This window comes from Dellaglioa sp. CoH-57-MRSF-17 (assembly GCF_056782015.1).
The window spans coordinates 195,869-221,449 of record NZ_JBXAXY010000002.1; the positions used below are offsets into that span (position 1 = coordinate 195,869).

Consider the following 25,581-nt stretch of genomic DNA (forward strand, 5'->3'; position numbering starts at 1 on the left):
GAATATCTGATCAATTATGTTAAGCTTTAAATATAGAAGAATAATTTTATTGTGTTAGAGGAGATCATAAGCATGAAAAAATATCAAAAAACATATTTTTATCAACCCGAGCTAGCTAAAACGGTTATTTTATGGTCATGGACGTTCTGCTTATTTTTAGGTAGTTTATTATTATGGTTAGAGATAACAACATTACAAATTTGGACAATTGTTTTATTTATACTTTTTCTTATTGTATCAATTGTTCAAATCTTGAATCGTAAATTAATAGTTGACGACAAAAATATTAAGTTAACTAAGGTTATTCGAAAACATAATGAAATAATTGAAATTTCCGCAATAAAACAAGTTAAATTAAGAAGATTTGGACTATCTTTTTATTTAGCCAATAGTAAAAAGTCAGTTGTTTTGAATTCTAGAAGCAAGTTACAATTATACACGGACCTTAAAAAGGGAAATAAATGATGCCAATAGGTGTCATTTATTTTTTTATAAAAAAGAAATATTAAAAAGAGAAATAGCTTGAATATCCATTAAAATACGAACTATTTTTATTAATTTTTTAATTTCGTCCTTTTTTTGCTTTGACACAACGCTGAGTTGTTGATAGAATAGGTTTATTAAATTTGGAGGTAATCGAATGGCAAAGATAGCAATTGTAATGGGATCGATTTCCGACTGGACCACAATGAAATTTACGGCTAATTTATTAGATGAACTTGATATTGAGTATGATAAAAAAGTTATTTCGGCACATCGAATGCCAATAGAAATGATTAAATTTGCAGAAAGTGCGGATAAAAATGGGTATGAAGTTATTATTGCTGGTGCGGGTGGTGCCGCACATTTACCAGGAATGATTGCAGCTTCAACCGTCATCCCTGTAGTAGGCGTTCCGGTGCAGTCCCATGCGCTAAATGGAATAGACTCTTTACTGTCAATTGTTCAGATGCCTGCGGGAACACCCGTAGCAACTATGGCAATTGGTAAAGCAGGTGCAACAAATGCCGGCATCTTTGCCGCAAAAATTTGTGCCTTAAGTGATTCAACTATAAAAGATAATTTAAAGTCATATCAATTATCACTCCATCAAAAATCTTTGGAAAGTAGTGATTTACTTGATTAAAAGGATATTACCAGGACAAACAATTGGTATTATTGGTGGTGGTCAGCTAGGACAAATGATGACAACGTCTGCAAAAGAAATGGGTTATCGTGTGATTATATTAGATCCGCAAAAAGATTGCCCAGCTGCTCAGGTTGCGGACAAACAAGTGATTGCAGATTATGACGATGAGATTGCTATTTTAAATCTTGCAAAAATGTGTGATGTACTAACGTTTGAGTTTGAAAATGTAGATGCTGATACGATTGATGCAGCAAAGCAATATTGCTATGTTCCACAAGGGTCGACTGCACTGCGTATTTCACAAGATAGAATTAGTGAGAAACAATTTTTGGAAGCTCATAATTATCCAATCGCACCATTTAAATTAATACAAAGTTTTGATGATTTAGAAAATGCCATTAAAATAACTGGGTACCCATCAATTTTAAAAACGATTCGTGGCGGATATGATGGTAAAGGACAAGTTATTTTAAAGACAAGTGCTGATTTGATTGAAGCGGGAAAATTGATTCAAAATAGAACATGCGTGTTAGAAGGCTTTGTTCAGTTTGATCGTGAAGTTTCCGTTATCATTGCTAGAAATGAATTAGGCCAACAAAGTATTTTTCCGATTATCGAAAATCAACATCGTCATAATATTTTACATGAGAGTTCTTGTCCGAGTCGTTTATCGATTGAGACAAGAAAAGAAGTTGAAATTATTGCAAGTCAAATTGCTGATGATTGTTTGTCTGTTGGAACAATGGGGATTGAATTTTTTGTTTCAGATTCAGGTGGCGTTTATGTTAATGAAATTGCACCTAGACCACATAATTCCGGACATTTAACAATTGAGGCCTGTTCCTTATCACAATTTGAAGCGCATATTAGAGGAATTTGTAATTTACCAATGTTAAAACCACAGTTGTTAAGTCATGCTATTATGATTAATATTTTGGGACAACATGTCCAGTCAGTATTAAATGAAATTCAAAATGAAGGTCAATGGCGGTTTCATTTTTATGGTAAAAATGAAGCAAAACAAGATCGTAAGATGGGTCATGTAACGATATTAACCGATAATATTGAGCAAGCTAAAATTGATGTATATCAAACGAAAATTTGGGATTAAGAGAGGAAGATAAAAATGATTGATCGTTATACAAATGCTGAGATGGGTGCCATATGGTCAGATGAAAATAAATATAAAGCTTGGTTAGAAGTTGAAACATTAGCTAGTGAGGCTTGGGTTGAACTAGGCCATGTTCCAGCAGAAGACGCTGAAAAAATTCGTAAAAATGCTAGTTTTGATATTGATCGTATTTTAGAAATTGAACAAGAAACAAAGCATGATGTCGTTGCCTTTACAAGAGCTGTCTCAGAATCTCTAGGGGAAGAACGTAAGTGGGTTCATTATGGATTAACTTCTACAGATGTAGTTGATACAGCGTATGGATCTATTTTAAAACAGGCTAATGAAATTTTGCGTAAGGATATTGAAGAATTTATGGCTGTTTTAGCTGATAAAGCAGTTGAATATAAAGATACTGTTATGATGGGTAGAACACACGGTGTACATGCTGAACCAACAACATTTGGATTGAAAATTGCATTGTGGTATTCTGAAATGAAACGTCATCAAATTCGTTTTAATGATGCAGCATTAGATGTTGAAGCTGGAAAAATTAGTGGTGCTGTAGGAACATTTGCCAATATCCCAATGTTTGTGGAAACTTATGTTTGTGAGCATCTTGGAATTAGACCTCAAGAAATATCGACACAAGTCTTACCACGAGATTTACATGCTAATTATGTTTCTGAGATGGCTCTTCTTGCAACATCGATTGAAAAAATGGCAACAGAAATTCGTGGATTACAAAAAAGTGAGACACGAGAAGTTGAAGAATATTTCGCTAAAGGCCAAAAAGGTTCATCAGCTATGCCACATAAACGTAATCCAATTGGTTCAGAAAATATTACAGGGTTAGCGCGTGTCATTCGAGGACATATGGTCACTGCCTTCGAAGATGTTACATTATGGCATGAACGAGATATTTCACATAGCTCTGCAGAACGTATTATATTACCCGATACAACTATTTTATTAGATTACATGCTACGTCGCTTTACAAAAATAGTTAAAGAATTAACAGTATTTCCGGAAAATATGAAAAAAAATATGGACCGTACTTTTGGTCTTATTTACAGCCAAAGAGTTTTACTTAAATTAATTGATAGTGGCATGTCTAGAGAGGCTGCATATGATTTAATTCAACCTAAGACGGCAATCTCTTGGGATCAACAAATACAGTTCCGTCCCTTATTAGAAGCAGATGAACAAATAATGTCTGCATTAACTCAAGCAGACTTAGATGATGCTTTTGATTATCATTATCATATTAGAAATGTTGATGCTATTTTCGAACGAATTGGTCTCATTTAAAGAAATATGTAAACCATAAAGTTATTTTAATAGCTTTATGGTTTTTTGTTTGCCATAATACGAACTTTAAATTAAAAAAATATAAAAATAATCGTATTTTACCTTGATAAATTATATAGTAATTGTTAAACTATATTTGTAAAGAACGAACTATTTAGTTAAAAAGTATATTTTTATATGTTTTTATTCTTAAGGGGGCTATTCGCTTGGATCAATTGATTTACGAAGGAAAAGCTAAAGATGTTTATCAAACTAATGATGAAGAAGTATTAAGAATGGTATACAAAAACCAAGCTACCGCACTTAATGGTAAACGGAAAGAAGAAATATTAGGTAAGGGATTATTAAGCCATCAAATATCTGATATTATTTTTTCTTATTTAATGGCAAACGGTATTAAAACACATTTCATTGAAGATGTTTCTAAAACCGAACAATTAGTTAAAAAAGTTGAAATAATTCCAATTGAAGTTGTTTTACGAAATACTATTGCAGGTAGTTTTGCTCGTAAATTTGATCAAGTTGAAGGAACTAAATTAACAGTTCCTGTTATTGAATACTATTATAAGAATGATGCTCTAGACGATCCTGGAATAAATGAGTCACAAATTTTTGCGTTAAATTTTGCGACTAAAATAGAAATGGACGAAATAAAGAAACAAGTCCTTCATATTAATCAGCTACTGTATAAATTATTTAAAGACATCAATATTGATTTAATTGATTTTAAACTTGAATTCGGTCGGTATCATGGGGAACTTATTTTGGCAGATGAATTTTCACCTGATAATGCACGTTTATGGGATTCGAAGACACATAAATCATTAGATAAGGATATTTTCAGAAAAAACCAAGGTAGCATTATTCCAGTATATCAAGATGTTTTAAACCGACTAAAAAATCGAAATGAGGTCAAATAATGTATAGTGTAAAAGTTTACGTTACATATAAAGAATCAGTTTTAGATCCGCAAGGTCAAGCTGTTAATGAAGCGATTAACCGATTAGGATTCTCAGGTGTTAGTGACGTTCGAGTTGGTAAATATTTTGTGTTAAAGGTTGAAGCAACTGAATTAGAGATAGACCAAAAAATTGATGCGATTTGTGATAAATTATTAGCTAATCCAAATATGGAGCAATATCGTTACGAACTTGAAAAAGTGGAGGCTTAATCATGAAATTTGCAGTTGTTGTATTTCCTGGTTCAAATTGTGATTATGATTTACTTCACGCTATTCGGGATGGTTTACATGAACAAGCTGAGTTTGTGTCGTATACAGAGGAATCTCTTGATGGTTTTGATGGTGTATTACTTCCAGGTGGATTTTCATACGGCGATTACTTAAGAAGTGGGGCAATTGCCAGTTTATCACCCATTATGAATGAAGTGAGACGTTTTGCGGATGAAGGTAAACTAGTGTTTGGAACCTGTAATGGATTTCAAATGTTAACGGAAATGCAACTACTTCCAGGTGCATTAATTCAAAATAAAAATATTAAATTTATTTGTAAGCCAGTTACTTTGGAAATTGTTAATAATCAAACGCGTTTTACAACTGATTATAAAACGCAAACGACAATTGAATTACCAATTGCTCATGGCGAGGGTAATTATTATTGTGATGATGAAACATTAGCTTCTCTTAAGAAAAATAATCAAATTATTTTTAGATATCAAGATAACCCAAATGGAAGTATTGATAATATTGCTGGAATTATTAATGAGCGTGGAAATGTACTTGGTATGATGCCGCATCCAGAACGTGCTATTGAAGCATTGCTCGGTTCAACGGACGGCCTAAATTTATTTAAATCGATGTTAACGACATACACAGAGGGAGTGGGTTAATTTGGTTACAAAACAAGAACCGACGGCACAAATAATTGAAGATACCAAATTATATCAAAATTGGGGATTAACTGATTCAGAATATAAGTTAATTAAAGATGATATTTTAAGTCGTCAACCTAACTATACTGAAACTGGTTTATTTTCAGTAATGTGGAGTGAGCATTGTTCTTACAAAAATTCCCGCCCCGTTTTAAAACATTTTCCAAATTCTGGGCCGCAAGTTTTACAAGGACCTGGAGAAGGTGCTGGTGTTATTGATATTGGTGATGGTAAAGCAGTTGTATTTAAAGCTGAAAGCCATAATCATCCCTCAGCTGTTGAACCCTATGAAGGTGCCGCAACAGGTGTCGGCGGTATTATCAGAGATATTTTTTCAATGGGGGCAACACCTATTGCACTTCTTGACAGTTTACGTTTCGGTGAACTAGATAATGAGCACACTAAGTATCTTGTTTCAGAAATTGTAGCTGGTATCGGAGGATACGGTAACTGTATTGGTATTCCAACTGTTGGTGGAGAAATAGGATTTGATCCTTGTTATGAGGGTAACCCACTAGTAAATGCAATGTGTGTTGGACTGATTGATCATAAAAATATTCAAAAAGGCCAGGCAAAAGGTGATGGAAATCTAGTTATTTATGTTGGTGCTAAAACGGGTCGTGATGGTATTCATGGGGCAACGTTTGCTTCTGATGAATTTGCTGATGATAAAGAAACACAGCGTTCAGCTGTTCAAGTTGGTGATCCATTCATGGAAAAATTATTAATGGATGCTTGTCTCGAACTTATTCTAGATCATCCAGACTGGTTAGTTGGTATTCAAGATATGGGAGCTGCTGGATTAGTTTCGTCAACTGCTGAAATGGCCTCGAAAGCTAAATCAGGGATGGTACTTGATTTAGATAACGTTCCACAACGTGAAACTAATATGTCTGCTTACGAAATGATGTTATCTGAATCTCAAGAACGGATGGTTCTTTGTATTAAACCTGAATTTGAAACTAAAGTTATCAATTTATTTAAAAAATATGATTTAGAAGCCGTTAATATCGGGTATGTAACAGAAAATACGGATTATGTTTTAATACATGAGGGAAAAATTGTTGCTAATATTCCCGTTGATTCTTTAGCAAGTGATGCACCAGTCTATCATAAGGAACAAAAAGAACCTGCAAGAATCAGCAAATTTAAAGCGCAGTCTGATTTTATACCTGAAATAGAAAATACGAAGCAAACTTGGTTAGATTTGTTACAACAACCAACAATCGCATCCAAAAAATCATTGTACGAAACGTACGATTCTCAAGTTAAAGTCAATACAGTGGTTAGACCTGGTAGTGATGCAGGTGTTATTCGAATTAGAGAAACTAATAAGGCACTCGCAATGACAACAGATTGTAATGCGCGTTATATTTACTTGAATCCTAAGGTTGGTGGTCAAATTGCTGTTTCTGAAGCAGCGCGTAACATAGTTGCATCTGGTGGACAACCACTCGCTATTACAGATTGCTTAAATTATGGACGTCCTGAAAATCCAGAAATTTTTTGGGAATTTGATCAAAGTGCTATCGGTATTTCTGAAGCATGTGACTTATTTAATACACCTGTTATTTCTGGTAATGTCTCTTTATATAATGAATTTAATGAACAAGCCATTTATCCAACGCCAATGATTGGAATGGTTGGTTTAATTAAAGATGTTAAAAATATAACAACGCAAGATTTTAAACATGCTAATGATTTAATTTATTTAGTGGGTACAACTTATAATGATTTTAATGGTTCAGAAATTCAGAAAATGACTACTAACGAGATTTCCGGAGATATTAAACATTTTGATTTAAAGACTGAACAAAGTAACCAAGCGTTTGTTTTAGAAGCTATCGAATCTGGTTTAGTCGAAAGTGCACATGATTTATCTGAAGGTGGTCTAGCCGTTGCTTTAAGTGAATCCGTATTTAAAAACGATTTAGGTATTGATATTAATGTAAATATGACAGATGCACAACTTTTCTCAGAATCACAATCGCGATTCATTTTATCGATTAAATCAGAAAATAAGACAGATTTTGAAAATTTAATGAATCAAACTGCTGAAAAAATTGGCTGTGTTACAGCAGACCAATTAATTAACGTGACGACAAAAGGGAGTAAGATAACTCTTACAACTTCTGAAGCCAAACAAGTTTGGGAGGATGCAATTCCGTGCCTAATGAAATAAGAAGTTTAAATGAAGAATGTGGTGTTTTTGGTGTTTGGGGAAATGAAGATGCAAATCAGATTACCTATTTTGGTCTGCATAGTTTACAACATCGCGGCCAAGAAGGTGCAGGAATTGTATCAAATGATGAAGGTAAACTAATTGGTTATAGAGGATTAGGATTACTATCAGATGTTTTTAGAAATCCTGAAAAAATAAAAAAATTAACCGGTAATGCAGCTATTGGACATGTACGTTATGCAACGGCCGGTAGTAACGGAATTGATAACATTCAGCCATTTTTATTTGATTTTTACGATACACAGTTTGCCTTAGCCCATAATGGTAATTTAACTAATGCGGTAACGCTTAGAAATGAGTTAGAGCAAGATGGGGCTATTTTCAAATCAAGTTCGGATTCAGAGGTTTTGATGCACTTAATTCGTCGTTCATCACAAGACACTTTGCATGAACAGGTTAAAGACGCATTAAATCAAGTACATGGTGGGTTTGCTTACTTATTAATGACGTCAAACTACATGATTGCGGCACTTGATCCAAATGGATTTAGACCACTATCTATTGGTCAAATGGTAAATGGTGCTTACGTCGTTGCAAGTGAAACCTGTGCTTTAGATTCTGTTGGGGCAGAATTCGTTCGCGATGTGAACCCTGGTGAAATCGTCACTATTACTGACGAAGGGCTATCAATTGACGTTTATACAACTGAAACTAAAATGTCAATTTGTTCAATGGAATATATTTATTTTGCAAGACCGGATTCGGATATTTGTGGGATTAATGTCCATTCTGCTCGTAAAAGAATGGGTCGCAAACTAGCACGAGAAACGGGTATTGATGCAGATATGGTTATTGGTGTACCAAATTCCTCATTGTCTGCAGCTAGTGGTTATGCAGAAGAAAGTGGCATTCCTTATGAAATGGGATTAGTTAAAAATCAATATATTGGCCGGACCTTTATTCAACCCACCCAAAGACTTAGAGAACAAGGGGTGCGAATGAAATTATCAGCTGTTAAAAGCGTGGTTAAGGGTAAAAAGATTATTTTAGTCGATGATTCAATTGTTCGGGGGACAACGAGTAAACACATTGTTAGATTGTTAAAAGAAGCTGGAGCTGCTGAAGTTCATTTGCGAATTGCGTCACCACCTCTTAAATACCCTTGTTTTTATGGGATTGATATTCAAAAGCAATCTGAATTAATTGCCGCAAATAAATCAATTGAAGAAATGAAGGCTATTATTGGGGCAGACTCATTAGCATTTCTAAGTGAAGCTGGATTAATTGCTTCAATTGGTTTGAATTTAGATGCCCCATATTCAGGACTATGTATGGCTTACTTTAATGGTGATTATCCAACGCCATTATATGATTACGAGGATGAGTATTTAGCAAACTTAACGACAGAAAAGTGAGGACTTCAAAATGGTAAATGCTTATCAAAAATCGGGTGTTGATGTGAATGCAGGGTATGACGTCGTTAATCGAATTAATAAACAAATGTCACTGGTAAATGAAACAAGTTCAGTTGGTGGATTTGGAGGACTCTTTGATCTCAGTCGATTAGGTATTATAGAGCCACTTATGGTTTCAGGTACTGATGGCGTTGGCACCAAATTGATGGTTGCCTTTGAAACAAATCGACATGACACAATTGGGATTGATTGTGTGGCTATGTGTGTTAATGACATTGTTGCTCAGGGTGCAACGCCTCTATACTTTTTGGACTACTTAGCGACTGGCAAAACTGAACCTCAAAAAATTGAAAGTATTATTTCTGGGGTAATTAAAGGATGTCAAACAGCACATATGAATCTTATTGGTGGTGAAACAGCTGAAATGCCAGGGATGTATCAAAAAACACATTATGATATGGCCGGATTTGCGGTTGGTGTTGTTGAAAAAAGTCAATTAATAGATGGTCATTCAATTCAAGAAAATGACATTTTAATTGGAATTTCGTCAACCGGTATTCATTCAAATGGATTCTCACTTGTTAGAAAGATATTTCTTGAAGACATGGCTTTTAATTTAGATGAAGCTTTACCAGAAATACCTAATGAATCACTTGCTGAAATATTAATGACACCAACAAAAATTTATGTAGATGATCTGATTCCTTTATTTCAAGATAATTTGATTAAAGGCGCAGCACATATTACAGGTGGTGGCTTTATTGAAAATATACCAAGAATGTTACCAGAAGGGCTAAAAGCAACAATTAATCTAGGATTATGGCCAGTACTACCAATTTTTGATGCCATCTCTAGATACGGTGAGATACCCCATTCAGAGATGTATGAAATTTTTAATATGGGTATTGGAATGGTTTTGGCTGTTGATAAAGCTAACGTTGAACAGGTGCTGACACAATTAAATAAAGAAACTGTACACGCTTATGAAATAGGCAGTATAGAAATTAAAAATACTGATCAAACGGTCGAATTGGTAGGTAAATAAAATGGTCAAAGTAGCAATTTTTGCATCAGGGACCGGTTCTAATTTTGAATTTATTGCAGATAATCAGGCATTAAAAGATGCAGGATTAGAAATTGAAGTTTTAGTTTGTGATCGACCAAAAGCGGCTGTCATTAAAAAGGCAGCACGTAGAGGAATTCCAACCTTTATTATTCAACCTAAAGACTTTGAAAATCGTAGTCATTATGAACAAGTGATTGTTAATGAATTAGCTAAGTATCAAATCGACACCATTTTATTGGCGGGTTATATGCGTGTGATTACAAGTACATTATTGAGTAAGTATCCGATGGAAATTATTAATATTCATCCCGCAATGTTACCCCTTTTTCCAGGTATTCATGGAATTGAGGATGCGTATAAGGCAGGTGTTAGTGTAACTGGTGTGACGATACACTACATTGACGAAGGTGTTGATACGGGGCCAATTATAGCGCAACAAAGTATTCCTATTTTACCAAATGAAACACTTGAACAATTGGAAAGTAAGATTCATGATGTTGAACACCAACTATATCCAAAGGTGATTCTAAATTTATTAAACAATAAAAAGGGAGATTAATAAGATGAAAAGAGCTTTGATAAGTGTATCTGATAAAACTGGTGTTGCAGACTTCGCTCAGGGATTAATCAAACGTGGATTTGAAATTATTTCAACTGGTGGTACGTTTAATATTTTAAAGGATGCCGATATCGCTGTAATTAGAATTGAAGATGTGACTCACTTTCCAGAAATGCTTGATGGACGAGTTAAAACATTACACCCAATGATTCATGGTGGGTTATTAGCAAGGCGTGACAATCCAGCTCATATGGCTAAATTAGAAGAAGAACATATTGCCTTAATCGATTTAGTTTGTGTAAACTTATATCCCTTTAAAGAAACGATTGAAAAACCTGGTATTACTGAGTCAGAAGCTATTGAGCAAATCGATATTGGTGGGCCTTCAATGTTGCGTTCTGCTGCCAAAAATTTTGAATCTGTTTATGTTGTTGTCGATAAAGCTGATTATCCGTCTGTTTTAGATAAACTCGATGATGATAAAATGGATAATCAGTTTCGTCGACAATTAGCAGCTAAAGCGTTTAGACACACGGCTGCATATGATACTTTAATATCATCTTATTTAACAAAAGAATTAGAAATTGAATTTCCTGAAAAATTGTCATTAACATATGATTTCAAACAAGGAATGCGTTATGGTGAAAATGCACATCAAAAAGCGGCTTTCTATCAATCAGCTTTACCAAATGCTTTTTCGATTGCTGCCGCTAAACAATTACATGGTAAAGAGTTATCGTATAACAATATTAAAGATGCCGACGCTGCTTTAAAAGTTGTCTCAGAATTTAAGCAACCTGCTGTCGTTGCGATGAAACATATGAATCCTTGTGGGGTTGGTACTGGAGAAACGATTAATGCTGCATGGAAAAAAGCATTTGATGCTGATAAAACGTCAATTTTCGGAGGCATTATTGCCTTAAATCGTGAAGTTGATTTAGAAACAGCAACTGAATTACATCATTTATTCCTTGAAATTATTATCGCACCAAACTTCACAGATGCTGCATATGATATTTTAGCTAAGAAGAAAAATCTTCGTGTTATGACAATTGATTTCAGTCAAAAGGACCAAGCTGATAAATATGAATATGTCTCAGTGATGGGTGGCTTACTTGTTCAAGAACGTGATCAAGTCATTGACCAAATGGAAGAATTAAAAACGGTAACTGAAAAATTACCAACAAGTGATGAAAAAGAAGCAATATTATTCGCTCAAAGAATTGTGAAGCATGTTAAGAGTAATGCGATTGTAATTGCAACTAAGGATCAAACACTTGGAATTGGTGCGGGTCAAATGAACCGTGTCGGATCGGTTAAAATTGCGTTAGAGCAAGCACTAGAACATGGGATGGTAGAACCATTTGTCTTAGCTTCAGATGCTTACTTCCCAATGGATGATAGTGTTGAATATGCTGCTGATCATGGTATTACGGCAATTATTCAACCGGGAGGGTCAATTAAAGACCAAGAGTCAATTGATATGGCTAATCGCAAAAATATTGCTATGGTATTTAGTGGCCGTCGTCATTTCAAACATTAAATTGTTAAAATGAGTCTATCTTTTTAACCTATGAAAGGATTATTTTAAATAATGAAAATTTTAGTTATTGGTTCTGGCGGACGTGAACATGCCATCGCACGTAAATTTATTGAAAGTGATACTGTCTCAGATGTTTACTGTTTACCCGGAAACCCTGGGATGAATAACAACGGGATTAAATCTGTGGGTATTGATATCACTAATTGGATTGGCATGACAACCTTTGTCCGTGAAAATGACATTGATTGGACTTTTGTTGGACCAGAAATTCCACTGATAGATGGCATAACTGATTTTTTTCGTGAAGAAAACCTAGTTATATATGGGCCTTCAAAAGCCGCTGCCCAGTTAGAGGGGTCAAAGGAATTTGCGAAACAAGTTATGGCGTCAGCCAATATCCCGACAGCTAACTATCAGACATTTACCGATTACCAGACTGCATTAGATTATATGACGCACCAATCATTCCCAATAGTTATTAAAGCAAATGGATTAGCTGGTGGTAAGGGCGTTATTATTGCTCAAGATCTATCAGAAGCAACTGATGCTTTGCGTTCATTTTTAGTCCAACAACAATTTAATACAACAGAAGTATTAATTGAAGAGTACCTTGAGGGTGAAGAATTTTCATTGATGGCATTTATTGATCGAGATAAAGTTTATCCGATGCCAATTTCTCAAGACCATAAACGGGCATTTGAGGGAGATAATGGTCCTAATACCGGCGGAATGGGCGCATATTGTCCAGTTCCACAAATTTCAGAAGATGTTGTTACGGAATCAATTGAAAAAATTGTTCAGCCAACAGCGGATGAAATGATGAAACGTGGTATTCCATTCACAGGTATTTTATATGTGGGAGTAATTTTAACTAAAGACGGTCCAAAAGTAATTGAATACAATGTTCGGTTTGGCGACCCCGAAACTGAAGTCGTATTACCAAGATTAAAAACGGATTTTGCATTAGTTATTTCAAAATTATTGCAGCATGAAAGTCCATCTTTACAATGGGAAACAGAGGGAATCACTCTAGGTGTCGTTATTGCCGCTGATGGGTATCCAGAAAATCCTGAAAAAAATATTACATTACCCAATTTAAGTGACTTTAAGTCACTTTCCAACAGAATTGATTTTGCAGGTGTAAAATTAGTTGATAAGAAATTAGTTAGTGCAGGTGGACGCATTTATATTATGCATGAATCAGGCGTAGACATGGCAGATGCACAACAGAAACTTTATCAGTTAATTGCTGATTTTGAAGCACACAAAACATTTTACAGAATGGATATTGGTTATAGGGCGAATCTAAAATAAAAAAACGTTCATGTTTACTTATAGTACAAGTAAGCATGAACGTTTTATGAGTTTATGACAGATTAATTAGTGACAATTGAAACATTTGCGGCCTGTAAACCACGGCTACCTTCTTTAATTTCAAATGTTACATTTTGACCAGTTCCAAGTACTTTAAATGCGTCAGATTGTATAGCGGTATAATGGACAAATATCTCTTTTTCATCACCATAAGCAATGAATCCATAACCTTTTTGTGCGCTAAACCATTCAACAATGCCAGATTCCATATCAAACGCCTCCCAAAATTGGTCGTAAAGTTTAAGTACTTCTACAGTATAGGTAACTTTAACCAGTAGTGCAACTAATGACAATCGCAGTTTTCTCAGTTATACTTAAAAGAACTTAATATGAAGGGATGATCAATTTGAACGATATAGAAATTGCACAAAAAAACGTGATGAAACCAATCGAAGAAGTAGCTAACGAGATTGGTTTGAAAAAAACTGATATTGAACCATATGGTAATTTTAAGGCAAAAATAAACTTACCTTTAGATTTACCTAAAAATAAAAATTCTAAGTTAATTCTCGTTACAGCAATTAGTCCCACTCCAGCTGGAGAAGGTAAATCAACCGTAACAGTTGGTTTAGGGGATGCTATGCATCGTTTGAATGAGAAAGTTATGATTGCTCTCAGAGAACCTTCTTTAGGTCCTGTTATGGGGATGAAGGGTGGCGCAACTGGTGGTGGTTATTCTCAAGTTGTCCCAATGGAAGATATTAATTTACACTTTACAGGTGATATGCATGCTTTAACAACTGCAAATAATACACTTGCTGCTTTGATTGATAATCATATTCAGCAAGGTAACGATTTAAAAATTGATCAAAGACGTATCATTTGGAAACGAGTACTTGATATTAACGATCGTGCATTACGCCATGTTGTAGTAGGCCTTGGTGGCCCAATGCAAGGGATACCTAGAGAAGATGGATTTGATATTACAGTTGCCAGTGAATTAATGGCTATTTTGTGTTTGTCAAAAGATATTAAAGATCTAAAATCAAGAATCAGTGATATTGTTGTAGCATACAATATAGATAAAAAACCAATTACAGTTGCTGATTTAGGTGTAACTGGTGCAATTAGTTTGTTATTAAAAGATGCAATTAAACCTAATTTAGTTCAGACTTTAGAGCATACACCTGCCATTATTCACGGCGGACCTTTTGCTAATATCGCACATGGCTGTAATAGTGTTCTTGCAACACAAACTGCCTTACAATTGGGCGACTATGCAATTACGGAAGCGGGATTTGGGGCTGACTTAGGTGCTGAAAAATTTCTTGATATCAAAACACCAATCTTAGGTAAGACACCTGATACAATTGTTCTTGTTGCTACAATCCGCGCTTTGAAAATGCATGGCGGAGTTGCTAAAACTGAATTGAATACTGAAAATGTTGCTGCTTTAAAAGCAGGATTTGTTAATTTAAAGAAGCATGTTGAAAGTATGCAGCGTTATGGCATTCCAGTTGTTGTTGCTATTAACAAGTTTACTGCTGATACAGATCTTGAAGTCCAAACTTTGATTGAACTTACCTCTGAAATTGGTGTTTCCGCTATACCTGCAGATGTTTGGGGACAAGGTGGTGCCGGTGCTCTTGATTTAGCAAAAAAGGTGATTGAAACAACGAATGAGATTCATGAATTTAAAGCATTGTACGAGGCTGATGATTCTGCTGAAACTAAAATTGAAAAAATTGTTAAAACGATTTATGGTGGCGCTAAAGTTGAATATGCACCTAAAGCAAAACAGCAATTACGTCAGTTTAAAGAATTGGGATGGGATAAATTACCTATTTGTATGGCAAAAACACAGTATTCATTGTCAGATAATGCTAAACTGTTAGGAGCACCTACGGAATTTACAATTCATATACGTGAATTTAATCCTAAATTAGGATCGCGTTTCTTAGTTGCACTAACTGGAAATGTCCTAACGATGCCTGGATTACCTAAAGATCCAGCTGCAAATCATATGGATATTGACGATAATGGCCTAATTTCAGGGTTATATTAATTAAGAATTAAGAGGATTTAATATGATTTTATATGCATTATTAGCAATAATTATTTTAGTTGTAGATCAAGTAGTGAAATACGTGGTTTCAGCTAATATTGCGTTGAACACGAGTCAAACAGTTATACCTAATTTTTTATCGATTGCTAATATTAGAAACGATGGTGCAGCTTGGAGTTTACTGGCTGGAAAACAATGGTTCTTTTTTATTGTTTCTGTTTTAGCATTAGGATTAATGATTTATTACTTTTATAAATATAGAACAAACATGGGCTATAAGTTCAGCATTACATTGATGATTGCTGGAACATTAGGCAACTTTATTGATCGATTGAGATTTGGTTATGTTGTTGATATGTTTCAAACAGATTTTGTTAACTTTCCAATTTTTAACGTGGCGGATACTGCGTTAACAGTTGGCGTTATCATTTTATTAATAATTGTTTTAAAGGAAGACGATAAATGACAGAATTAGTAATTCAAGATGAGACAGGACGTCTCGATAAGGTTATTGCGAAGTTAATGCCTGAAATATCTAGATCAAAAGTACAACGCTGGATTGAAAGTGGCGATATTTTAGTTAATGGTAAAACAGAAAAGACTAAATATGCCGTCCAACCAGGAGATAAAATTAATTTAGTAGAACCTGAACCAGTTGAGTTAGATTTAATACCACAAGATATCCCATTAGACATTGTTTATGAAGATGATGATGTTATTGTTGTGAATAAACCGCAAGGTATGGTTGTTCATCCATCACCGGGGCATGCAGATGGTACATTAGTTAATGCATTATTATTCCATAGTCCTTTATCAACAATTAATGGTGCCTTTAGACCAGGAATTGTTCATCGAATTGATAAGGATACTTCTGGACTTTTAATGGTTGCTAAAAATGATAAAGCACATCAATCATTAGCTGCTCAATTGAAAGCAAAAACGAATATTCGTGAATATATTGCTTTAGTACACCAACCGATTAAAGAAGAATCAGGAATTATTAAAGCACCACTCGGTCGTTCACCAAAAGATCGTATGAAGCAAGCGGTTGTTAAAGATGGACGTCCAGCAGTGACACATTTTAAAGTGGAAAAAAATTATGAAAACTACTCACTTATTAAGTGTCAGTTAGAAACAGGTCGTACACATCAAATTCGTGTTCACATGCAATATATTGGGCACCCAGTTGTAGGTGATCCCTTATATGGGTCACGTAAAACAATTAAAGGGCATGGTCAATTTTTACATGCAGCTAAGCTTGGATTTAAGCATCCAACAACGGGTAAAGAGCTTATTTTTGAAGTACCAATCCCACCTATTTTTAAAAGTACGCTGGATTATCTTGACAAAACAAACGCTATCAGGTAACATGAAAATCAATAAAGTTCCTTTAAAATAGTCCTGTGAGACTAAAAGGTAATGTGCGAATAGATTTCTTTTCTAGAAGTCTGCCTCTTAGTCTAAGTATTTTTAGATTAGGGGGCTTTTTTATTGGAAAAAAGGAGGAATACTAGATGGCAAAAGAAGTAGTAGATTCGTTAGGTATGAAACGTGCTTTAACCAGAATGACATACGAAATTATTGAAAAGAATAAAGGTATTGATAATCTGGTACTGATTGGAATCAAAACAAGAGGCATCTATTTAGCAAGACGAATTGCGGATCGCTTAAAACAACTTGAAGGTGCTGATGTTTCAGTGGGTTCACTAGATATTGCACTTTATCGTGATGACCGACATGATGCAAGTTTAGGTAATGAACCAACTGTTAATACGCAAGGTGAACAAATTGATTTTGATATTACAGGTAAGCAAGTTATATTAATTGATGATGTTTTATATACTGGACGTACAATTAGAGCTGCACTTGATGCTTTAATGGATCAAGGAAGACCTCAAACTATTAATTTAGCCGTTCTTGTTGATCGAGGCCATAGAGAATTACCAATAAGAGCTGATTATGTTGGGAAAAATATTCCTACCTCGTCAGATGAACAAGTATCAGTTTCAGTAGAAGAAATTGATGGCAAAGACTCAATTGAAATTGAAAGAATTAAATAATAAATCGTTAAGATGTTCCAGAGAGAGCAAACGATTTAGAAATCTATTAGGGAATAACGTAGGCCCAAACTAGATTTCAACTTCGAACGCATCTCTCTATAGAGGTGCGTTTTTTATATAGAAAGGAAATGAGAAAATGAAAGAAAAGTTTAGAAATGATGATGCTGTACTTGATATCCATGATAGACCATCATTTGGGCAATGGATGGGATTATCAATTCAACATTTGTTCACGATGTTTGGAGCAACAGTTTTAGTACCTATTCTAGTCGGTTTGAACCCAAGTATTGCTTTATTTAGTTCAGGTGTAGGTACTTTGGTTTATATCGGAATTACAAATGGTAAAATTCCAGCTTACCTTGGTTCAAGTTTTGCTTTTATTGCGGTTATGCAAATGTTAATGAAAACATCCGGTTATCCGGCGGTTGCTCAAGGAACGATTGCAGCTGGATTAGTTTATCTGATTGTTTCAATTATTATCGGAAAAGTTGGTTCAGGTTGGCTTGATCGTATTTTACCACCAGTTGTCGTGGGGCCAGTTGTCATGGTCATCGGATTATCTATGGCAACAACAGCAGCAAGTAACGCGATGTTAAAATCGGGTACTTATGATATTAAATATGTTTGGGTCGCAATCTTCACCCTGGCCATTACAATATTTTTCAATATGTATCTTAAAGGATTCATTAGTTTAATTCCCATTTTATTAGGAATTGTCTGTGGCTACATTATGGCCGTCTTATGTGGAATCGTTGATTTTTCTACGGTAGAAAAGGCAAATTGGCTTACATTACCTGCATTCGATGTTGCATTTATAAATTACCAACCTAAAATTTATTGGAGCGCCATTATTGGTATGGCACCAATCGCATTTGTCACAATGACTGAGCATATGGGTCATATAATGGTTTTAAATAAATTAACGAAAAGAAACTTTTTCAAGGATCCTGGACTAAATAGAACCCTTTTCGGTGATGGTGTATCATCAATTATTGCTGGATTTGTTGGAGGTCCTCCAACAACTTCGTACGGTGAAAATATTGGTGTTTTAGCCATGACTAAGGTTCATAGTATTTGGGTGATTGGTGGCGCCGCATTCTTCGCCATTGTCTTTAGTTTCGTTGGAAAAATTAGTGCTTTGATTCAAAGTATTCCAGGACCAGTTATTGGTGGTATTAGTTTTCTACTCTTTGGTGTTATTGCTTCAAGTGGGTTAAGAATCTTAATCGATAATCAAATTGATTATGATAAAAAGCATAATCTGATGATTACTGCCAGTATCCTAGTGTTAGGAATTGGTGGCATGTACTTAAAAGTAGGCGATTTACAATTAACAAGTATTGCACTTGCAACAGTAGTAGGTATTGCACTAAACCTTATTTTACCTAAAGAAGCTAAAAGCGAAAAATAATAGGAGATGATATTTTGTTAGATAAAAAGACAAATTTAGTTCAGTTACAACATTTAGTATCAATCGAGGATCTATCTACAGAAGAAGTTGAAGCATTAATTGAAAGAGCTGAAAAGTTTAAACGAAATCCGTCATTATTTAACTTAAAACATCCTATCTTTACAACAAATTTATTTTTTGAAAATAGTACCAGAACACATAGTAGCTTTGAAGTAGCTGAGCAACGTATGAAATTAAACATTGTCTCATTTAATCCAAGTATTAGTGCACTCAGTAAAGGTGAAACTTTATACGATACTGTTTTAACAATGGGTGCTATTGGGACTCAAATCGCAGTTATCCGCCATCCTGAGAATGAATATTATCAACAATTAATTGGTGATAATGATTTGGGAGTTGGTATTATCAATGGTGGAGATGGGAGTGGACAACATCCTTCACAATGTTTACTCGATATGATGACGATTAAAGAAGAGTTTGGGACATTTAAAGACTTAAAAGTTGCAATTGTAGGAGATTTAACTAATTCGAGAGTTGCTAAAAGTAATATGCAATTATTAAAAAAATTAGGTGCTTCATTATACTTTTCAGGTCCAAAGGAATGGTTTTCTGAAGAATTTGAAGCATACGGTCAGTATTTAGAAATGGACGAATTAGTTGGTGAAGTTGATGTTATGATGATGCTACGTGTCCAACATGAGCGTCATACGGATGATAGTAAATTTTCGAAAAAGAATTATCATGAAAAATTTGGATTAAGTATTGAACGCGGTAAAAAATTAAAAAAACAAACAATTATTATGCATCCGGGTCCGATTAATAGAGATGTAGAATTAGCCAGTGAATTAGTTGAATGTGAACAATCACGATTTGTAAAACAAATGACGAATGGGGTATTTGTTAGAATGGCCATTTTAGAAGCTGTCATTAACGGACGTCATTTAATGGAGGCTAATAGAGCATGAAGAAATTAATTAAAAACGGAACCGTTTTTTTGAATCATAGTTTTAGCCAACAAGATATCTTGATTGAAGACGACAAAATTAAAGCAATTGGCACTAATTTAGCTGATGAACTGTTAAATGTTGATTTAGTTATTGATGCAGAACATTTAATTGTTGTACCCGGGTTAATTGACGTTCATGTCCATTACAGGGAACCTGGATTTGAATACAAAGAGACGATTAAGACAGGAAGTCAGGCCGCTGCCCGAGGTGGTTTTACCACAGTAGGAGCCATGCCTAATTTAGATCCTGTTCCTGATACGTTAGAACATTTTGCTGAAATAAAGCGACGTAATCAAAAAGACGGACAAGTACATATTTCCCAATATGCTGCAATTACCAAAGGTAGAACTTCTGAAGAATTAGTAAATTTTGGAGAATTAAAAAAAGCCGGGGCATTCGCCTTTACAAATGATGGCTCAGGTATTCAGACAGCTGGAACAATGTATCTTGCAATGAAAGAAGCAGTAAAGGTTAATTTACCACTTGTCTCTCATGTTGAAGATAACTCATTATTATTTGGTGGCGTCATGAACGAAGGTGTTCGTGCAAAAAATCTAGGGCTACCTGGTATTATGGGGGTTGTAGAATCATCACAATTAGCCCGAGATTTAATGCTTGCACAAAAAACGGGTGTTCACTATCATATGTGTCACGTTTCTACAAAAGAAAGTGTGGAATTAATTCGACTTGCTAAGAGTCATGGAATTAATGTTTCCTGTGAAGTTTCACCACATCATTTATTATTAACGGATTCAGACATTCATATGGATAATGGTAATTTTAAAATGAACCCCCCATTACGAACTGAAGAAGATCGCCTAGCTTTGATCGAGGGATTATTAGATGGCACAATCGATATGATTGCGACAGATCATGCACCACATAGTGAAGATGAAAAACGCGGTAGCATGCTTAATGCCGCTTTTGGTATAACTGGAAGTGAAACGGCCTTTCCGTTGTTATATACAAGAATGGTTAAAACAGGGATTTTAACATTAGCCCAACTTATTGTTCTAATGAGTGAAGCGCCAGCCAAACAGTTTAATCTAAATGGTGGTACGTTTGAGCCTGGTTCAGTAGCAGATATTGCAATTTTTGATATCAAAAATGAGCAAACAATTAATGAAGCAGATTATGTCTCAAAAGGTAAAAATAGTCCTTTTACAGGGCAAAAAATTTATGGGAAAACAATGTTAACGCTAGTTAGCGGTGAAATCAAATATGATAGTCGAAAGGTTGAGTAAATCATGAAACGATTCTTAATTTTAGAAGACGGAAGTATTTTTAAAGGATTTAGTTTTGGAGCAATGGCCTCAACTACTGGCGAAGTCGTTTTTACGACTGGAATGACAGGGTACCAAGAAACGATTACAGATCAATCATTCAGTAATCAAATTATCACGTTTACTAATCCTATTATTGGTAATTATGGTGTTAATTTGGATGATTATGAATCAATAGAACCTTCATGCAAGGGCGTTATCGTTAATAATGTTGCTAGGGTTTCTAGCAATTGGCGTCAACAATTAACCTTAGATGAATTTTTAAAACAGAAGGATATTCCTGGAATATATGGCATTGATACACGCGAATTAACAAAGAAATTACGAAATGTAGGAACGATGAAAGGAAGCATTATTGATTCCGATGCTGATTTAAATCATGCCTTTGATGCAATGAGTGCAACTGTACTCAACCAAAATATCGTCCAACAAGTTTCAACGATTAAACCCTATCCTAATCCTGGAACAAAATTAAACATTGTATTAGTCGATTTTGGGTTAAAGCACAGTATTTTGCGAGAGTTATCTAAGCGTGATTGCAACGTAATTGTTTTACCGTATAATGCAACTGCAAAACAAATATCTGATTTACAACCTGATGGTGTCCTATTATCGAATGGGCCAGGGGATCCCAAAACTTTACCGGAGGTTGTTGAGATGATCAAAATGATACAACCTAAATTTCCGATTTTTGGTATTTGTTTAGGACATCAGTTACTAGCACTAGCAAACGGTGCAGATACATATAAAATGAAATTCGGACATCGTGGATTTAATCATCCGGTTAGAGAAATTGCAACTGGACGAATTGATTTCACCTCACAAAATCATGGATTTGCGGTGGATAGCGATTCTATCGATTCAGATAAACTGATAGTGACACATCGTGAAATTAATGACGAGTCTGTTGAAGGAATTAAACATAAAACTGATCCAGCATTTAGTGTCCAATTTCATCCGGATGCTGCGCCTGGTCCACATGATGCAGATTATTTATTTGATGAATTTATTGAAATGATAAACCGAGTTGGGAGAAAATAAATATGCCTAAGAGAAATGATATCCATAAAATAATGGTTCTTGGATCTGGTCCTATTATTATTGGTCAGGCCGCAGAGTTTGATTATTCTGGTACACAAGCTTGTTTATCTTTAAAAGAAGAGGGTTACGAAGTTGTTTTAGTGAATTCCAATCCAGCTACAATTATGACGGATAAAGAAGTTGCAGACGAAGTGTACATTGAACCTTTAACGGTAGAATCAGTTTCAGGTATTTTACGTAAAGAGTATCCAGATGCCATTGTACCAACTTTAGGTGGTCAAATTGGCCTTAATTTAGCTATGGAATTGTCTCAATCAGGTATATTAGATGAATTAAACATTGAATTATTAGGTACTAAATTAAAATCAATTGATCAAGCTGAAGATCGTGAACAATTTAAACAATTAATGCAAGAGTTAAATGAACCCGTTCCGGAATCACTAACTGTTGAAACCTTAGAGAGTGCGCTAGAATTTGCAGATATTGCAGGATACCCAGTTATTGTTAGACCTGCATTTACAATGGGTGGGACTGGTGGTGGTCTATGTAAAACAGCTGAAGAACTTAGTAAAACGGTTGTTAATGGATTAGAGCTATCACCAACAACACAATGCTTGATAGAAAAGAGTATTGCAGGATACAAGGAAATTGAATTTGAGGTTATGCGAGACCACGCTGATAATGCAATTGTTGTTTGTAGCATGGAAAATTTTGATCCTGTTGGTATTCATACAGGAGACTCTATTGTCTTTGCACCAACTCAAACCTTATCTGATAGAGAGTATCAGATGTTACGAGACGTATCCTTGAAATTAATTAGGGCCTTAAAAATAGAAGGTGGTTGTAATGTACAACTTGCTCTAGATCCTCATAGTTTTAAATATAATATTATAGAAGTTAATCCGCGTGTAAGTCGTTCATCAGCATTAGCTTCAAAAGCAACGGGATACCCAATTGCGAAGATAGCTGCCAAAATAGCAGTTGGATTGAATTTAGATGAGATTTTAAATCCAGTGACTAAAACAACTTTTGCTGAATTCGAACCAGCATTGGACTACGTTGTTGCTAAAATACCACGTTGGCCATTTGATAAGTTCAATCGAGCAAATCGTTCACTTGGAACGCAAATGAAGGCAACTGGTGAGGTTATGGCAATTGGTCGTAATATGGAAGAAAGCTTGTTAAAAGCAGTTCGATCTTTAGAAATTGATGAAGATTACTTGTGCTTAGATAATGCTCAAAATGCAACTGACTCCCAACTTGAAAACCAGTTGGTTAATGCAACTGACCAGAGATTGTTTTATTTAACAGAAGCAATACGTCGCGGGTACACAATTGAAGAAATTGAAAAACTAACAAAAATAAATTTAGTCTTTTTGGATAAATTAAAACACATAGTCGAAATTGAAATGTCGCTAAGTATCAATATTAAAGATATTGACGTCCTTATTGAAGCTAAAAAACATGGTTTTAGTGATAAAGTTATTGCTGATATTTGGCACGAAACTTCGGAGGATATTAGAAAGTTTAGAATAGAAAATAATATTATTCCAGTTTATAAAATGGTTGATACCTGTGCTGCGGAATTTGAATCAGCCACACCATACTTTTATAGTACGTACGAACATGAGAATGAGAGTTTAAAGAGTAAAAAACAAGCAATTATGGTTATTGGTTCTGGTCCCATTAGAATTGGTCAAGGTGTTGAATTTGATTACGCAACAGTTCATTGTGTTAGAGCTATCCGTGACGCAGGATATGAAGCAATTATCATGAATAGTAATCCAGAAACCGTTTCAACTGATTTTTCAATCGCTGATAAATTATATTTTGAACCATTAACATTGGAAGATGTTTTAAATGTGATTGATGTTGATAAACCTTTAGGTGTAATCGTTCAGTTTGGTGGACAGACAGCAATTAATCTTGCTGCGGGATTACAACAGTATGGCATTAAAATATTAGGAACGTCTGTTAACAATTTGGATCGTGCTGAGGATAGAGAGTCATTCAACCGAGCGATTAAGCATCTAGGATTAAAACAACCCATTGGTAAGACTGCAATAACACAAGAAGATGTGCTTAAGCGAGCAACAGAAATCGGTTATCCCGTTCTTGTTAGACCTAGCTATGTTTTAGGTGGACGTGCAATGGAGATTGTTCAAAATCAGGTTGAACTCGAATTATATTTGCTAAATAACGTTAAAATCGCACCACAACATCCAATCTTAATTGATAGTTATCTTGAAGGTATTGAGTGTGAAGTAGATGCAATTTGTGATGGTGTTTCTGTCTTAATTCCAGGAATTATGGAGCATATTGAACATGCTGGAATTCATTCAGGCGACTCAATGGCTGTATATCCATCACAACATCTATCAGACAAGATTAAAGCAGAAATCGTTAATGCAACTAAAAAGATTGCACTTGAACTAAAATGTGTGGGATTAATGAACCTTCAATTTATTGTGCATCAAGATGAACTTTATATTTTAGAAGTTAATCCACGTGCCAGTCGTACCGTTCCATTTTTAAGTAAAGTAACAGGTATTAAAATGACCCAGGTAGCGACTAAAATTATATTAGGTTATGATTTGCAAGAACAAGGTTACCAGGATGGTTTATACCCAGAATCTAGTTCTGTTCATGTAAAAGCGCCTGTGTTCTCATTTAGTAAATTGAATGATGTTGATCCATTTCTAGGACCAGAAATGAAATCAACCGGGGAAGTTATGGGAACGGATCAAACATTTTCTAAAGCACTCTGCAAAGCATTAGTAGCCGCTAATATTAGTTTATCAGGTAATGGTTCCGTATTAGTAAATGTTAACGACAAAAATAAAAATGCTATATTACCACTTGTTCAACGATTTGTTTTACTTGGTTACAAAGTTTTAACATTACCAAAAATGGTTGATTTCTTTTTAGATAATCAGATTAAAACGTTTACCAGTACAGAGGCATTAAGCGTTAACCGACAATTAGATGATATTAATAATTTGTTACAAACTGGAACCGTTCAATTTGTTATCGATACACTATCAGATGATCACGATAAAGCATCATATGGTTATCAAACGCGTAAAATATCAGTAATGCAACATATTCCATTGTTTACATCTTTACAAACTGTTGATGTACTTATTCAAGCGTTAGAAAGCCAGTCATTTTCAGTAGCAGCACTATAAAAATTA

General features: G+C 34.8%; 23 protein-coding genes. 22 read left to right on the forward strand and 1 reads right to left on the reverse strand.

The window, feature by feature from the left end; genetic code table 11:
• Window positions 1–72 precede the first annotated feature (72 nt).
• The 13 genes from AC1RPJ_RS02915 (at window position 73) to purD (ending at window position 13,520) form a co-directional block, all read left to right on the forward strand.
• Entirely contained in the window at window positions 73–465 is a 393-nt protein-coding gene (locus AC1RPJ_RS02915) for an EbsA family protein (RefSeq protein WP_481761296.1), read from the forward strand.
• Between the two features lie 175 nt (window positions 466–640).
• Window positions 641–1,126 carry a 5-(carboxyamino)imidazole ribonucleotide mutase gene (gene purE / locus AC1RPJ_RS02920; protein ID WP_481761297.1) on the forward strand — a complete coding sequence of 162 codons (486 nt, stop codon included), beginning with the start codon at window positions 641–643 and terminating at the stop codon, window positions 1,124–1,126.
• Window positions 1,119–2,240 carry a 5-(carboxyamino)imidazole ribonucleotide synthase gene (gene purK, locus AC1RPJ_RS02925; RefSeq protein WP_481761298.1) on the forward strand — a complete coding sequence of 374 codons (1,122 nt, stop codon included), beginning with the start codon at window positions 1,119–1,121 and terminating at the stop codon, window positions 2,238–2,240. The genes purE and purK overlap by 8 nt, the downstream gene beginning before the upstream one ends.
• A 15-nt stretch (window positions 2,241–2,255) precedes the next feature.
• A complete protein-coding gene (gene purB, locus AC1RPJ_RS02930; protein ID WP_481761299.1) occupies window positions 2,256–3,551 on the forward strand; it encodes an adenylosuccinate lyase in 1,296 nt (431 codons plus the stop codon).
• A gap of 200 nt (window positions 3,552–3,751) precedes the next feature.
• A complete protein-coding gene (gene purC, locus AC1RPJ_RS02935; RefSeq protein ID WP_481761407.1) occupies window positions 3,752–4,471 on the forward strand; it encodes a phosphoribosylaminoimidazolesuccinocarboxamide synthase in 720 nt (239 codons plus the stop codon).
• Complete coding sequence (gene purS / locus AC1RPJ_RS02940) at window positions 4,471–4,722, forward strand: phosphoribosylformylglycinamidine synthase subunit PurS (RefSeq protein WP_409022561.1); 252 nt, start codon at window positions 4,471–4,473, stop codon at window positions 4,720–4,722. The genes purC and purS overlap by 1 nt, the downstream gene beginning before the upstream one ends.
• Window positions 4,723–4,724: 2 nt before the next feature.
• Window positions 4,725–5,399 carry a phosphoribosylformylglycinamidine synthase subunit PurQ gene (gene purQ / locus AC1RPJ_RS02945; protein ID WP_481761300.1) on the forward strand — a complete coding sequence of 225 codons (675 nt, stop codon included), beginning with the start codon at window positions 4,725–4,727 and terminating at the stop codon, window positions 5,397–5,399.
• A gap of 1 nt (window position 5,400) precedes the next feature.
• Entirely contained in the window at window positions 5,401–7,623 is a 2,223-nt protein-coding gene (gene purL / locus AC1RPJ_RS02950) for a phosphoribosylformylglycinamidine synthase subunit PurL (protein ID WP_481761301.1), read from the forward strand.
• Window positions 7,608–9,038 carry an amidophosphoribosyltransferase gene (gene purF, locus AC1RPJ_RS02955; protein WP_481761302.1) on the forward strand — a complete coding sequence of 477 codons (1,431 nt, stop codon included), beginning with the start codon at window positions 7,608–7,610 and terminating at the stop codon, window positions 9,036–9,038. Before purL ends, purF begins: the two co-directional genes overlap by 16 nt.
• A 10-nt stretch (window positions 9,039–9,048) precedes the next feature.
• Window positions 9,049–10,083 (forward strand): phosphoribosylformylglycinamidine cyclo-ligase, encoded by a 1,035-nt coding sequence (gene purM / locus AC1RPJ_RS02960; protein ID WP_481761303.1) that lies wholly within the window; start codon window positions 9,049–9,051, stop codon window positions 10,081–10,083.
• A 1-nt stretch (window position 10,084) separates the two neighbouring features.
• Window positions 10,085–10,663, forward strand: coding sequence for a phosphoribosylglycinamide formyltransferase (purN, locus tag AC1RPJ_RS02965; RefSeq protein ID WP_481761304.1), 579 nt, complete (start codon window positions 10,085–10,087; stop codon window positions 10,661–10,663).
• Between the two features lie 4 nt (window positions 10,664–10,667).
• Window positions 10,668–12,206 (forward strand): bifunctional phosphoribosylaminoimidazolecarboxamide formyltransferase/IMP cyclohydrolase, encoded by a 1,539-nt coding sequence (gene purH, locus AC1RPJ_RS02970; protein WP_481761305.1) that lies wholly within the window; start codon window positions 10,668–10,670, stop codon window positions 12,204–12,206.
• A gap of 51 nt (window positions 12,207–12,257) precedes the next feature.
• Window positions 12,258–13,520 carry a phosphoribosylamine--glycine ligase gene (gene purD, locus AC1RPJ_RS02975; protein WP_481761306.1) on the forward strand — a complete coding sequence of 421 codons (1,263 nt, stop codon included), beginning with the start codon at window positions 12,258–12,260 and terminating at the stop codon, window positions 13,518–13,520.
• A gap of 62 nt (window positions 13,521–13,582) precedes the next feature.
• Here purD and AC1RPJ_RS02980 read toward each other — a convergent pair whose 3' ends face one another.
• Window positions 13,583–13,789: a cold shock domain-containing protein gene (locus AC1RPJ_RS02980; protein WP_409022794.1), complete on the reverse strand. Its 207-nt coding sequence runs from the start codon at window positions 13,787–13,789 to the stop codon at window positions 13,583–13,585.
• Window positions 13,790–13,926: 137 nt separating this feature from the next.
• Here AC1RPJ_RS02980 and AC1RPJ_RS02985 point away from each other — a divergent pair, with 137 nt between their 5' ends.
• The 9 genes from AC1RPJ_RS02985 (at window position 13,927) to carB (ending at window position 25,575) form a co-directional block, all read left to right on the forward strand.
• The gene (locus tag AC1RPJ_RS02985) at window positions 13,927–15,585 is read left to right on the forward strand and encodes a formate--tetrahydrofolate ligase (protein WP_481761307.1); all 1,659 of its coding nucleotides are present in this window, start codon (window positions 13,927–13,929) and stop codon (window positions 15,583–15,585) included.
• A 22-nt stretch (window positions 15,586–15,607) separates the two neighbouring features.
• On the forward strand, window positions 15,608–16,051 hold the full coding sequence (lspA, locus tag AC1RPJ_RS02990) for a signal peptidase II (protein ID WP_481761308.1): 444 nt from the start codon (window positions 15,608–15,610) through the stop codon (window positions 16,049–16,051).
• Entirely contained in the window at window positions 16,048–16,953 is a 906-nt protein-coding gene (locus tag AC1RPJ_RS02995) for an RluA family pseudouridine synthase (RefSeq protein WP_409022551.1), read from the forward strand. Before lspA ends, AC1RPJ_RS02995 begins: the two co-directional genes overlap by 4 nt.
• 146 nt (window positions 16,954–17,099) lie before the next feature.
• Entirely contained in the window at window positions 17,100–17,645 is a 546-nt protein-coding gene (pyrR, locus tag AC1RPJ_RS03000; RefSeq protein ID WP_481761309.1) for a bifunctional pyr operon transcriptional regulator/uracil phosphoribosyltransferase PyrR, read from the forward strand.
• 136 nt (window positions 17,646–17,781) lie between these two features.
• On the forward strand, window positions 17,782–19,056 hold the full coding sequence (locus AC1RPJ_RS03005; protein ID WP_481761310.1) for a solute carrier family 23 protein: 1,275 nt from the start codon (window positions 17,782–17,784) through the stop codon (window positions 19,054–19,056).
• Between the two features lie 14 nt (window positions 19,057–19,070).
• Window positions 19,071–20,021, forward strand: a complete 951-nt coding sequence (locus tag AC1RPJ_RS03010) for an aspartate carbamoyltransferase catalytic subunit (protein WP_481761311.1) — start codon at window positions 19,071–19,073, stop codon at window positions 20,019–20,021.
• Complete coding sequence (locus AC1RPJ_RS03015; protein WP_481761312.1) at window positions 20,018–21,307, forward strand: dihydroorotase; 1,290 nt, start codon at window positions 20,018–20,020, stop codon at window positions 21,305–21,307. Before AC1RPJ_RS03010 ends, AC1RPJ_RS03015 begins: the two co-directional genes overlap by 4 nt.
• 3 nt (window positions 21,308–21,310) lie before the next feature.
• Window positions 21,311–22,387 (forward strand): carbamoyl phosphate synthase small subunit, encoded by a 1,077-nt coding sequence (locus AC1RPJ_RS03020; RefSeq protein WP_481761313.1) that lies wholly within the window; start codon window positions 21,311–21,313, stop codon window positions 22,385–22,387.
• A 2-nt stretch (window positions 22,388–22,389) separates the two neighbouring features.
• Window positions 22,390–25,575: a carbamoyl-phosphate synthase large subunit gene (gene carB / locus AC1RPJ_RS03025; protein ID WP_481761314.1), complete on the forward strand. Its 3,186-nt coding sequence runs from the start codon at window positions 22,390–22,392 to the stop codon at window positions 25,573–25,575.
• Window positions 25,576–25,581: the final 6 nt, after the last annotated feature.